General features: G+C 55.6%; 9 protein-coding genes and 2 tRNA genes. 7 read left to right on the top strand and 4 right to left on the bottom strand.

The window, feature by feature from the left end:
* Window positions 1-137: 137 nt before the first annotated feature.
* Both VI895_11135 and VI895_11130 read right to left on the bottom strand, forming a co-directional pair.
* Window positions 138-213 (bottom strand) — tRNA-Ala (locus tag VI895_11135).
* A gap of 220 nt (window positions 214-433) precedes the next feature.
* Window positions 434-1,144, bottom strand: coding sequence for a transglycosylase SLT domain-containing protein (locus VI895_11130; protein ID HLG20352.1), 711 nt, complete (start codon window positions 1,142-1,144; stop codon window positions 434-436).
* 236 nt (window positions 1,145-1,380) lie between these two features.
* Between VI895_11130 and VI895_11125 the strand changes: the two genes are divergently transcribed.
* Window positions 1,381-2,226, top strand: coding sequence for a hypothetical protein (locus tag VI895_11125; GenBank protein HLG20351.1), 846 nt, complete (start codon window positions 1,381-1,383; stop codon window positions 2,224-2,226).
* A 229-nt stretch (window positions 2,227-2,455) separates the two neighbouring features.
* Here the strand turns inward: VI895_11125 and VI895_11120 are convergent.
* Window positions 2,456-2,531: transfer RNA gene (locus tag VI895_11120), tRNA-Thr, on the bottom strand.
* Between the two features lie 12 nt (window positions 2,532-2,543).
* Between VI895_11120 and VI895_11115 the strand changes: the two genes are divergently transcribed.
* Complete coding sequence (locus tag VI895_11115) at window positions 2,544-2,711, top strand: hypothetical protein (protein HLG20350.1); 168 nt, start codon at window positions 2,544-2,546, stop codon at window positions 2,709-2,711.
* Here the strand turns inward: VI895_11115 and VI895_11110 are convergent.
* Window positions 2,701-3,228 carry a peroxiredoxin gene (locus VI895_11110; GenBank protein HLG20349.1) on the bottom strand — a complete coding sequence of 176 codons (528 nt, stop codon included), beginning with the start codon at window positions 3,226-3,228 and terminating at the stop codon, window positions 2,701-2,703. The two genes, VI895_11115 and VI895_11110, sit on opposite strands and share 11 nt — an antisense overlap.
* 184 nt (window positions 3,229-3,412) lie before the next feature.
* Here VI895_11110 and ppdK point away from each other — a divergent pair, with 184 nt between their 5' ends.
* From ppdK to VI895_11085, 5 genes are all read left to right on the top strand, one after another.
* Entirely contained in the window at window positions 3,413-6,085 is a 2,673-nt protein-coding gene (gene ppdK, locus VI895_11105) for a pyruvate, phosphate dikinase (protein ID HLG20348.1), read from the top strand.
* 5 nt (window positions 6,086-6,090) lie between these two features.
* Window positions 6,091-7,272 carry a beta-propeller fold lactonase family protein gene (locus tag VI895_11100; protein HLG20347.1) on the top strand — a complete coding sequence of 394 codons (1,182 nt, stop codon included), beginning with the start codon at window positions 6,091-6,093 and terminating at the stop codon, window positions 7,270-7,272.
* Window position 7,273: 1 nt separating this feature from the next.
* Window positions 7,274-9,214, top strand: a complete 1,941-nt coding sequence (locus VI895_11095) for a hypothetical protein (protein ID HLG20346.1) — start codon at window positions 7,274-7,276, stop codon at window positions 9,212-9,214.
* A gap of 129 nt (window positions 9,215-9,343) precedes the next feature.
* A complete protein-coding gene (smc, locus tag VI895_11090; GenBank protein ID HLG20345.1) occupies window positions 9,344-12,943 on the top strand; it encodes a chromosome segregation protein SMC in 3,600 nt (1,199 codons plus the stop codon).
* Between the two features lie 79 nt (window positions 12,944-13,022).
* Window positions 13,023-13,379: adenine phosphoribosyltransferase (locus VI895_11085; protein HLG20344.1), on the top strand; the 357-nt coding region annotated here is incomplete at its 3' end.

The raw sequence follows: 13,379 nt of genomic DNA, 5'->3' as shown, positions 1-13,379 counted from the left end.
CGAAGCGCGAAAATCCAGAAACACAAAAAGAATTTTTCCAAAAAATCGGCTCGAACCGCGTCCTCAAAAACCGAAAATTGAGTTTTTCCTATCAGTTACCGTGGTCGATTTTAGCGGGCCGGGATAAATATTCGGAATGGTGGAGCCGACCAGGATCGAACTGGCGACCTCCTCGTTGCGAACGAGGCGCTCTCCCAGCTGAGCTACGGCCCCTTCTGAGAAGGACGGGGTCTTTATCACAAATAAAGCGTGGGAGTCGATATTGGGGAGAGCGCCGAGTGAGAGCGGAGGATCCGGCTTTGCCGGTCCGAAGCGACGGGGGCTATCGGGGGTCGGGCACTGCACGACCCCGATGATAATCAACGCGCTCTCCCAGCTGAGCGACGGCCCCTCCAGGGAGGGTCGAGGTGTTTATCACAATTGGCTATGATTGTTACGCGTCGAAATCGGGTGCGCTCGTGGCGATTTTGGCGTGCACAGGAGGCGTCGGGAATTTCGCTCGGTACGTCGCATATTTCTTCAAGACCCGCGAAACATATTCCACGGTTTCGGTTCCTTTACAGAATCCGTACGTGGCTTCTTTGTAGTAAAACGGTTCCTCAAGCAACAGCAGCATACGGTGAACGTTTTTCCAACTGCGATGATTGATTTTCATTCGCTTTGCCAAGCGCTGCGCATCGCGGACATGACCCAAACCCGCATTGTAGGCCGCCAAGGAAAGAGCTAGCGTATCCTCTGGCGATTTGCCGCGAATCAACTGGGCAAATCGTTTGTAGTGAACGATTCCTGCCCGAATGTTTTCCTCCGGGTGCCTCGCGGAGGCTACGCCCTGTTCGCGAGCGACAGCTGGCATGATCTGCATGAGACCCTGTGCGCCCGCGGGACTCACGGCGTCCTTTCGAAAGGACGATTCAGTGTGAATCATGGACGCGATGAGTCGCCAATCTATTTGGTGGTTGCTTGCATTGCGGTGGATGATCTCGTCGTACGGACTAATCCGTTCTGACTTTCCTTGCGAGATCTTATTGTTGTCTGTGCGCGGCCACAGCTCCGACAACGGCGGAGCGTACGCAATATAGAGACTTGTTGGAATAGTGATCCAGACAAGGAGGTAGGGCCACCATTTGTGAAATTGCCTTTCCATATGTCTTATGCGCTGCTTCATAAGCTTTCCGACGTTTGATGGTTCTAACGCAACGCACGCGGTATGCCAAGTTTTCATTTTTTGATATAATTACTAATAATTTCAATTACTTATTTCCACATTGAGCACGGAGGACTGAAGGGGAGGCGCCCTCAGGAGTGGGCGATTTTTGGCCCAACCCGAGACATTTTTGGGGTGACAGATTAAGTTTTGCCAATTATTTTAGAAGCTTAAACGTGAGTTCCGCGGGACACAAAAGCTCCTCCCCCCGTCCGAAAACGCTACTTTCTCTTTTGATCTTAGCTATTTGTGTCGTTCAACCTGCCCGGGCGCAGATGGATACGGCCTATCAACGGGCAAAAACACCGCTTCGAGCCGTATCCGTAGGCATGGCTAAAGTTCACACACTGCCTTCGACAGGGGCTCCGATTATTGCGGCACCCCCTCCGGGGGCCGAAGTGGTTGTTTCGGGGCGGCAGGGGAATTGGTTTGAAGTTCAGATCGAGCAAGGCGACAAAGTGTTGCGCGGCTGGCTTCAAGCCACGGAACTGAAAGTATTGGGTCCCATGCCTGTTTCACCGCCCGTAGGGGTGTCGCCGGGAACTGTGCCGAAATCGGTTGCCGCCCCCAAAGAGAAGGCGACGACATCCAGTTCCGCTCGTTGGTATTTGGTCCCTCACGCGGGATTCGCCTATGGGGCCAAAGAGATTCCAAACCAATATCGGGTAGGCGCCGATGTTCTTTATGGCTTACGGCCCGGCGTTGAACTGGGGGGGACCGTCGAGCTTGGTTTTCGTGAATTGGTCCTTGTGGCGATCGGGCCGACGTTGGTTTATCGGTGGGGTCGAATGGCAGGATTTCCGCTCCGACCGGCCCTTTACGGCGGATTGTCCGCTTTTATAACGTCCGACAACAATCAGAACGATGTGTTGTTCGGCCCTAGATTCGGTGGAGTGCTTTCCTACGGCCTCAACGACGCCATCGAGCTGACTGTTCGATTTGGAGCGGATGTTCTCTTGGTCGGCTCCGACCGAGTTCCCATACCACTCGTCGGCGCACTCGGCGTCAAATTCGAATTGTGAAATGAGAAACTCCCCCTCCGCTTGCGTCCTGTGGACGCGCGCGGAGTGGAGCCACCCCGGGGAATCGAACCCCGGACCTACTGATTACGAATCAGTTGGATGATTATAGAGGGTCACTCGCTTCGCTCGTATTGACCCTCTTCGCCAGCAAAGCTGTCGAATTCACCCGCATGGTTTTCGACCATGCGGTTCGCAACTGATTCGCTCGGTGTAAACGAAACGACAAAGATGGAGCCACCCCGGGGAATCGAACCCCGGACCTACTGATTACGAATCAGTTGCTCTACCAGCTGAGCTAGGGTGGCTACGTAGTTCCGATGTTGACGGAAACGCCGATCTTGCCGGATCTCTGCGTCGGGCGCGTACGGGCGGTCCTCACATACGTCTCATTGTATGCTCCGGTCCGTCCGTGCGCGCCCTTCTTGATCTCCGGCAAGCTTGGCGTTTCGAATTTCACGATCGGTGAACCGACGTCTATTTCTTGAGGTAACTGTCGCCGGGCTTCCAGTCGGCGGGACAGAGCTCGCCGTTCTTAGCCGCCTGGGTCGCCTTCAAAGCTCGCAGGACTTCGTCCGTGCTTCGACCTACGGAAAGGTCGGTGACGTTTGCGTATTTCACATTCCCTTCCGGATCGATAATGAATACGCCTCGGTTCGCAATCCCCGCGTCTTCATTGAGAACGTCGTACGCTCGGCTGACGCTCTTCGTGATGTCCGAAAGCACGGGGTACTGGACCTCCTTGAGGTCCCGTTCGAACCAGGCCTTGTGCGAGTATTTGCTGTCAATGCTGCACGCGATGACCTGCGCACCGGCTTCTTTGAACTCCTTTTCGTGCTTTGCGAACGATCGGAGTTCCGTCGGGCAAACGAACGTGAAATCGAGGGGGTAAAAGAAAAATACCACCCATTTGCCCCGGTAGTCCCTGAGTGAAATCGGTTTGAATTCGCCGTTTACGTAAGCATCTCCCTTAAATTCGGGAGCCGGTTGACCCATCTTAATCATCGAAATCCTCCCATCTAAAATAGAAGAAGGGCTTGCGCCCTTCTGTTGAAACCCTTGGCCTTCAATCCTTGAGGCGCGCGCATTGTACACATTTTGGGCAAAGAGAAAATCGGGCGGCGGCGTTCTTGTGCTTCTCCAATCTTTTCGATACCTTCGCCGCCCAAAATCGGAAGAGAAAGGGCGTATGGCGAAGCGGATTTACTCGTTCGGGAAGGGGAAGGCGGAGGGGGATAAAAATCTCGTTCAGCTCCTCGGGGGCAAGGCAGCCGCTTTGGCCGATATGTCGCGTCTAGGAATCCCGGTTCCCCCTGGATTCACACTGACCACGGAAGTTTGTTCCGAGTTTTATGTCGGCAATCAAACGCTCCCGTTGGGTCTCGAAAGCGAAATTCAGGAAGCGATGGGCCGATTGGAGAGGACAATCGGCCGGAAGTTCGGTGACGCGAACGATCCGCTGTTGGTTTCGGTCCGCTCGGGGGCGCCGGTCAGCATGCCGGGAATGATGGATACGATTCTCAATTTGGGTTTGACGCGGGAAAGCGTGACAGGGTTGGCGAAGATTTCCGGCGACGAGCGTTTCGCATGGGACACGTATCGCCGGCTGATTCAGATGTTCAGCAACGTGGTTTTGGATGTCGGACATGAGAAATTCGAAGAAATACTCCGTCGATTTAAGAAGGAGCGGAAGATTCGGTCTGATTTCGAGCTGGACGCGGCTACGTTGCGAAAGATCTCCGATGAATATCATGCGCTGGTCCGAAGCTCGGCCGGGCGCGATTTTCCGGAAGATTCGTGGGAACAGTTGAGACTATCGACGGAAGCGGTCTTTCGCTCCTGGAATACGGCGCGGGCCGTCACGTACCGGAGAATTCATTCCATTCCGGAGAATTTGGGGACGGCCGTCACGATTCAAGCGATGGTGTTCGGAAATCGTGGCGCGGATTCCGGGACCGGCGTCCTGTTTACCCGAAATCCATCCACCGGCGAACCGGGGCTTATGGGCGAATATCTGTTGAACGCTCAGGGCGAGGACGTCGTGGCGGGGATTCGGACACCGATCTCCATCAATGGAAAAAGGACGGATGCGCAGAGTGAACCGACGCTGGAAGAGAGAATGCCGGAAATTTACCGTGAGCTCGAGCGAACTTCCAAGTCGCTGGAAACCCACTACACGGACATGCAGGACATCGAGTTTACGATCGAGAAGGGGAAGCTTTGGATCTTGCAGACTCGAACGGGCAAACGGACCGCCCATGCCGCCGTCCGAATTGCCGTTGAATTGGTACATGAAGGAATCATCCGAAACCGCGAAGCGGTCATACGGATTGAGCCGAAGGATCTCGATCAGCTGTTGCATCCGATTTTCGATCCGGATGCGAAGAAAACAGTCGTGGCGAAAGGCCTGCCTGCCTCACCCGGTGCGGCGTGCGGCAAGGCTGTATTCACGGCCGAGCGAGCGGAACAAATGGGGAAGAAAGGCGAACGCGTTCTCTTGGTACGGGCGGAAACCTCTCCGGAAGATATCGGGGGTATGCACGCCGCCCAGGGAATTTTGACCAGCCGTGGCGGCATGACGTCGCACGCCGCTGTCGTTGCTCGTGGAATGGGAAAGTGTTGCGTTGTCGGTTGCAGCGACGTCGAAGTCCGATCGGACGAGGGGTTTTTTGTCTCGACGAACGGTACAAAGGTACGCGAAGGAGAAGTCATCTCCCTCGACGGTTCCACGGGCGAAGTATTCCTGGGCGAGGTTCCGACTATTCAAGCCGGAGTGGGCGATTACTTTGGCGAGTTTATGGCTTGGGCGGACGCCCTGCGAATCCTGAAAGTGCGAGCCAATGCGGACACTCCCGCGGACTGCAAAATCGCGCGCCAGTTTGGAGCCCAAGGTGTGGGGCTCTGCCGCACCGAGCATATGTTTTTTGAGAAGAACCGCATCGATGTGGTGCGCCAGATGATTCTGGCTGAGACGAAGGAGAAAAGGGCAGGATTTATAGGCAAGATTCTCCCGATGCAGCTCGAAGATTTTCGGGGGATATTTCGGGAAATGCGCGGCCTACCCGTGACGATCCGACTTCTCGATCCGCCGTTGCACGAGTTCTTGCCGCGAACGGACGCGGAGATCGCCGAACTGGCCCAAAGAATCGGAGCGGCGGCGGCGGAATTGAAAATCCGTATCGAGAATCTTCATGAGATGAATCCGATGTTGGGGCATCGCGGGTGCCGCCTGGGAATCACGTTCCCGGAGATTTACGAAATGCAGGTGCGCGCGATCATGACGGCGGCCTGCGAAATCCAAAAAGAGCTGAAGGACGATATTTTTCCGGAGATCATGGTTCCCTTGATCGTGGATCCGAGGGAGCTGGCGATCTTGCGCGATCGAATCGTGGCGGTGGCCGAACAGGTGAAATCCGAACATCGATCGCACTTGCGGTACCTCGTCGGAACCATGATTGAGCTCCCCCGTGCCGCGCTTTTGGCCGGCGAGATCGCGCGAAAGGCCGATTTCTTTTCGTTCGGAACGAACGATTTGACACAGACGACGTTCGGGTTGAGCCGCGACGATTCCTCGCGCTTTCTCCCGGAATATATCGAGAAGGGGATCTTTTCCGCGGACCCCTTTTCCACGATGGATGCCGGAGGTGTTTTGGAACTCTGCAAGATCGGAACGGAACGTGGAAGACAGGCCAATCCGGTTCTCAAGGTGGGCATCTGCGGAGAGCATGGAGGAGATCCGGCGTCGATCGCGCATTTTCATGCGTTGGGATTCAACTACGTGAGTTGTTCTCCATTCCGCGTGCCACTCGCGCGCCTGGCGGCGGCTCAGATCGCCCTTCGATCTTCCGAGGCGTCTACCTAATCCAAATGCGGGCTTCATCGGCACTTGCACTGCTCCTCTTGGTCGGATGTTCGGAGGGTCCGCTCATTCAAGAAGACAGCTCTCTGATTTTGAACAGTCCGGTATCCATGGTGTTGATTCCGGGGACGTCCCTGGCCGTGGTCGCGAATGCCAACGTAACGTTGGATCAAAAGAACGGTTCGCTGGTGGCGGTCGATCTCTTGACACAAAAAACGCTTCCCGAGACCCGCGTCGAGAGTCGAAGTATCGCCGGATTCATGACGGCCGATTCGGTTTCGTCGCGGATTTACGTGCCCGATCGGGGGAACGACGCGCTGCTGGTGTACGATTATGCGGTTCCTGGAATCAACGGCACGGCGATTTCACTCACACCCGTGGCTGTTCCAACCCCTGCCGAAACCTATGTGGCCAACGGTATTGAAACGGACAAGGCGCCGATGGCGGTTCGCCTAGCCGCAGGGACTACGCCGGGAAATCTTCTTTTGGTTACGAATAATACATCGGGAAGCGTCTCGATCATTGACCCGTTGAGTCTCTTGCCGATCGATTTCGATTCCGACGACGGTGAACTGAAGGGTCTCCCACTGATCTCCTCCGTGAATTTTCGGAACAAGAACCAAAAGCCGGGGAGAGGGGCAAACCGCCTGGTGCCTTCGTTGGATAGCCGGCTTCTTTTCGTGACGTCGACGCTAACCAACAATATCTATGTCCTCGACACGCGCGACCAAAAGGTCGAAGCCATGATGGATCTGTCCGGCATTGTCCGTTCGGCCGGTACGCGCGCCATGGTGATCGCAGCGGACGATCTTGCCTACATCGTGCATCGGGGTGCGCAAGCCGTGATCGTCCTGGATGTGAGCGGTATTCAGGATAACGGAATAGACATGGAACTCGTAGACGCGAAATTAGTCGATATCATCCCGACCGGACGGGATCCGGAGGGAATTGCCCTCTCGTCCACCGGAAATACCCTTTTCGTTTCGAATCAAACGGACAATTCCGTCCTCATGATTGATCGGGCCACCCGAAAGCCCATCCGCGAAATTTTTCTGAGTGAAGTGTCTCCGGGCGATTTGGTTCCCGACCCGGATCGGAAAGTCATTTACGTCCTGAATTTCATTTCGAATTCGATATCCATTTTGGACGATACGACCGGAGACCTGCTCGGAACGATAGCTGGACAGTAAAATGAAGATCGAAAACGTGTTCCGAGGAATATTCTTGTTCGGGTTGCCGGTCGTCTGGGGCTGCGGAGGCGGAGGCGACAGCCGATTTAGTGTTTTTCAGCATCCCGTCGATGTTCGAGCTTCGGCGATCGATCTTTCTTACGACGGACGGACGACCCGATTCGTGTACGTGGCCAACGAGACGGGCGGAAGCGTGGCGGTGATCGATCAAGACAGCGAATCGCTGGCCGACACCGATGCCGAAGATGAATTGGAAGGAAGTCCGATCATTGTCGGGGGATCGCCGGTCGCCGTGGCGGTGTCGGATCGTGGGTCCGTCCCAAGGGTATTTGCGGCGGATGCGGAACATAATGAATTATGGGCTTTCGACGCTGTTCCGCCGGCGGATCGGGGGAAAAAGGAAATCGCACATGATCCGGTAAACTTGGGGGGCGCCACGGTGGGTCGGGCGAGCCGGCCGATCTACCAGGAGAGCGGGCGGAAATCGACGCCGGCATTGGTTCAGGTCTCCGTGGATTCGACGAAGGCGAAGAACGAGCAGTGGGAAGTCCGGTTCGTGGACGGCAACAATTATCGAGTCAAAGGATCCAAATCCGGTGAACAGGTCGGCCGCGCGTATGCAGATACGCCGTACACGACCGATGACGGGGCGGTTTCCTTCACGGTTCAGTCCGGAGTGGAGCGAACGACGGGGGACGATCGATTTTTGTTCGGGACGGTCGTGGCGCAGCCTCTTTCTTTATCCTCGCGCCCGGTGGATCTTCAGATCGATTCGAATCGATTGTATATCGTCCAGACCCGCCCTGCGATCGTATCGGTGCTGAATCTCGACACGCTCTTGATCGAGGCCACGCTCTCCCTTTCGGACGGTGGGAGCGTGGATGCCGAACCGGGTAGGTCGTCCCTGGGGGGAGGACATCTTTATGTATCCAACCAGGCCACCGGAAATATCTTCGATCTGGACCTGGCGAGTCTGGCGGTTGCCCCCGTACCGGTAGGGTTAAAGACGCGTGCGGTCGGAGCAGATGCAACCGCGGGGACGCTTTATCTCATTCCGACGGAGAATCGGTCGGTTTCGATTTGGGATCTGTCGCAGGGTGCGATCGCTTCGGTCTCGCGGATCAATGACATCGGTTTTGATTTTTCGCCGTTTGAACGGAGCGACGGAAGATTCGGTTTGGTTCCCACCGCCTCGGGCGGCGTTGAAGTATTCAACCTGGAAACGCGATCGCGCGTGGATACGCGGATAACGGGCGACAATCCTCAGTCCACGGAAACGGGTAAGGAATTCTTCGACGTCGGCCCGACTTCGGCCCCCGAGCTAATCGCTGTAAATACAATGGACGGCGTTACGCGCAGCGAACGATGGCAGCTTGTTTTTGAAGGTGTTGTTCCGGGAACGGCGAACCTTTCGGCGAATGTGAATGCGGATCAAGTGACCGTCAGCGGGGGCTCGTTCATCACGGACGGGGTCGTTTCGGGCGATCATCTTCTGCTTTCTTCGGAGGGGGACGCCGGAGAAGTAGAAATCGCGGAGGTTTTGTCGGAGGAAAGCCTTCGTCTTTCCTCGGCACCAACGCAACAAGGAACGGTGACCGTCGAAGTCCGTCCAAACGGGGAATATGTCGTGGTCGGTTCGCTTTCGGGAGCCCAAAAGGGAAGGGTCGTCGAAGGGGTTTCGTACACGAGCGACGACGGAGCGATCGCATTGACCATTCGTTCTTCGCGAACCAAGCCGACGACTCACGGAGACTATTTTACGTTCGTTACGTTGGATGGAATCGACCCCATCTTTCCTTCCTCAAAACGGGGCGGGCGAAGTGTGGCGGTCTTTACTAGGCCTCGCCAGGTCGACGCGACGGCGTATGTGACATATCCGGAAGACAACAATATTTCGGTCATCGATTTGCGAAGCCTTGAAGAACGCCGAACGATTCGGTAGGTAGCGCATAATAACGCGCCGCGTTCGAGAGAAAACTTGGATTGATAGTCACATATGGCAAGTACAATACGTTAGATTTAGATTCCCATTTTAGGAGAGGTCTGATACTCGTAGGGCGTAGAGGAAGTTGTGAGACTAAAACGACTGGAAGTAGCCGGTTTTAAATCCTTTCTTGAGAAGACGACGCTCGATTTTTCCGTCCCGCTGACGGGAATCGTCGGACCGAACGGGTGTGGAAAGAGCAACGTCGTCGATGCGATCAAGTGGGTCACCGGCGAGTTGAGTTTTAAGGAACTTCGCGGCCGCTCGATGGAGGATTTGATCTTCACCGGGAGCGACCTTCGCCCGCCGACCGGAATGGCCGAGGTCGGCCTCACGCTCGATAATTCGGACGGGTCCGGCCCGGCTCAATACAAAGAATACGCCGACATCTCCGTCCTTCGCCGAATCTTCCGCGACGGGACGAGCGAGTTTTTCATCAACAAGATTCCCTGCAGGCTTCGCGACATCGTCGACATTTTCTTGGACACCGGCGTCGGCCAATCCTCGTATTCGATCATTGAGCAGGGCAGGGTCGAAATGATCGTTTCGAGCAAGCCGGAGGATCGCAGAGAGATCATTGAAGAAGCCGCCGGAATCACGAAATACAAACACCGCAAAAAGGCGGCCGTTCGAAAAATGGAATTCACGAAGCAGAACCTTCTGCGCGTGACGGACATTATTGGAGAACTGAAACGGCAGATAAATTCCCTGGAACGGCAAGCGCGAAAGGCCGAGCGGTTTCGGGAATATCGCGATCGGGCCCGGAAATTGGACGTGGCGCTTTCCGCGCGCAGTCACACGGAAATCCGGCGGGTTCTCGCCGAAAACCGGAAGAAGGAGCAGGACGTCGCCGATCGGTTCAATGCGGAACAGACGGAGGTTTTGGCTTATGAAGCGGGGATCGAACGCCGTCGCTTGTCCTTGGCGCAAAAGGAGACCGAACTCGAAAAACAGCAACACGATCGTTTTGGCCAGGCGACGGCTATTCAGCAGCTCGAAGCCCGAATTGAAGGGCAAAACACAGAGGCTTCTCAACTGCGGGCGATGGCTCTCGATGAAAAGGAACGATCCGAATCGCTCGTGAACCGCCGCGTTGAGATGGAAGGCGAAGTTTCGCGGATTTCGACACTGCTCACCGACTTGGAACGTGAATCTGCGGAAGTCCAAAACGAATTGGAAGAAACTGAAACGCAACAGCGAAGTCTCGAAGACGGTGCGCGCGGCTTGGAAATGCGAATCAGCGGCTACGAGAACCAAATGCTGGAATCCGTGGCTCGCGTGGCGGAGCAAAAAAACCAGGCCGTCACTCGTGAAGAGAGAACGGTAGAGCTCGACCGGCAGCTGGCCGTGCGTCTACGAGAATTGGAGCGCGCCAACGGAGAGCTGATGCAGCTGGAACAGGCGTATGCCGAGCGGCAGCGGGCGATCGGAACGGTTCAGCAACTGCGCTTCAATTTCGAGCAGGAGCAGGGGAGCCTTCGGAAGCGGATGGAGAGCATGGTCGCGCGGCGAACCGAGTTGGAAACGGCCCTCGCCGAATTGGATCGCACAATCGAAGGACAAAGATCACGCTTGGCGACGCTTGAAAGCTTCGTCCGAACGTACCAGGCCTACGGTTCGGGAGCACGAGCCGTGATGGAATGGAAAGAGGACGCTATTTCAGGGCTCCTGGGCGAACTGATTCATCCACAGCGTGGTTACGAGCGAGCGGTGGAAGCGGCCCTTTCGACGCGCGTCGAATGTCTTGTGGTGGACGGACATGAAAACGCTCTTTCGATGATCGAACGCTTGAAGAGGGAGGGGCGCGGTCGAGGCGCCTTTCTCCCTCGGACAGCTTTACGTTCGTCCGAGGGAAAAGCGCCGCCGCAGGGAGATGGAGTCATCGGCTGGCTCAAGGATTACGTACATGCGGAAGATTCTTGCCGTTCGGCTTTTGACGTACTTTTGGGAGACGTGGTTTTAGTCCAGAGTCTGTTCCAAGGGCTGGCGATCTGGAATCGCGGAACGGCGCTGACATTTGTTACGCCGGACGGCGACGTGGTGACACGGGAAGGGGTCGTGATCGGGGGAACCTGGGGAGAAGAACGAGGCGTCCTTCAGCTCCGCCGGGAAATGGAAGAGCTTCGGGAATCCTTAGAATCGAGTCGTGCTTCGCGGGAGAAAGTGGAACGCGAATTCCTTCGTCTGCGTTCAGACATCCAGACGGCGAATCGAGAGCTGGAAAGGGTCAGCCAGTCTCTGGAACAAGAGTCCCGTAACGTCGTCACGCACGAAAAAGATGTCGAACGATTGGAAGAAGCGCGTCGGCGTTCCCGCCAAAGCGTGGAAGTAATCGAAGAAGAAATTCACAAAATCCGGGACGAGAAAGGTGTTATCGAAGGCACTTCGGTCACCGCGACGTTGAAAATGAGCGAGATGGACCGAGCTCAGGCAGAACTTAAAGCATCCCTTTTGGAAGCGAACCAAGCCCTTTCCGAAGCTAGAATTCGTCTCAACACTCATGTTGAATTGCAGACCGCCGCCCGTGTCCGACAGGCCGCGATTAAAGAACGGCTGGAGGCGCACACGCGTGAGCATCATTCCTTATTGAAGCAGATTGAACTCTCGCAGTCGGAAGCCGCCGCGCTGAAACAGAGTTCACTGGAACATGATCGCCGGGCGGTCGAACTTCGCGAAAGCTCGCGACAACTTTCAGACGAGAGAGGTCAGGCCGTCTCCGTGCATCAGTTACTGGACGAGAAGATCCAGGGATTACGTACGGCGCACGACGAAGAGTTGGAACAGGTTCGAGAGCAGGAAGCAAAGCTCAAGCAATCGCGCGAGCAACTCACGGCGCTGCACGAGGGGCTGAGTGGAATCCGGATGGCCGCCCAAGAAGAGACCCTGCGCCTGGAGCACTTGGAGTCCCAAGTGAAGGAGCGCCACGGGATCGTTCTGCGCGAAATCGTAGAATCCGAGGGCTACACACCGATTAATGAGGCGGACATTGAAGCGTCGACGTCCGAATTGGCCGAGCTACGGGATAAGATGGCCAAGATGGGGGACGTGAACATAGCGGCCATTCAAGAAGTGGATGAATTGCAGAAGCGGCACGAGTTCCTGACGCTGCAAAAGGACGATCTGGAAAAGACACTCGGATCGCTTTCCTCCGCCATCCGCAAAATCAACTCGACGACCCGACAACTTTTTATCGATACGTTCGAAGCGGTGGACAAAAAATTCCAAGAAGTTTTCCCCCGTCTCTTTCGCGGCGGAAAGGCCAGGTTGGTTCTCCTGGATCCCGAGAATATTTTGGAAACGGGAGTCGATATTGTGGCTCGACCTCCCGGCAAGCGACTGCAAAACATGAACCTCCTTTCCGGGGGAGAAAAGGCGTTAACGGCGATCGCGCTTCTTTTCGCGATCTTCCAACACAAGGCGCCTCCATTCTGTCTTCTTGATGAAGTGGATGCTCCCTTGGACGATGCCAATGTGCGCCGGTACAGCGACCTGGTAAAGGAGATGGGCCAGACCACCCAGTTCATCTTGATTACGCACAATAAAGTTTCGATGGAAATCGTTCAGAATCTGTATGGAATCACGATGGAGGAACCCGGAGTGTCGAGATGCGTCTCGGTACGCATTCAACCGGCACAGGCCGTGGTTGCGCAGCCGCAAACGTTGGTTTCGAGTTCCGCCGTGGCTTGATGCCGATCGGCGCCTTTCTTGTTGACTTTCAAGGCCCCCGCTCTTATGGGGGAGGGCTGATTTAAAAAGGACACATTTCATGAAGGCGATCACCGACAGAATTCGAAAAGTCCCCGATTTTCCCAAGAAGGGGATTCTCTTTTATGACGTCACCCCTGTTCTTCAGGACCCCGTGTCGTTTGGAGCGGTTCTGGAGGCTTTGGTTGAACCGTTCGAGCGAAAAAAGGTTGAGATTGTGTGCGGAATCGAATCCCGGGGATTCATTTTTGGTGCGGCGGTCGCCAACGATTTGGGCGCCGGCTTCGTGCCGGTCCGGAAACCGGGGAAACTTCCCTGGAACAAGAAGAAGCAGGAATACGATCTCGAATACGGAAAAGACGCCTTAGAGATGCATGTGGACGCCATCCAACCGGGACAGCGCGTCTTGATCATTGAC

Source organism: Bdellovibrionota bacterium (assembly GCA_035292885.1).
Lineage (GTDB): Bacteria > Bdellovibrionota_G > JALEGL01 > JALEGL01 > DATDPG01 > DATDPG01.
The sequence above is the reverse complement of the archived record's forward strand: the minus strand, read 5'-3'. Positions and strand labels throughout refer to the sequence as shown.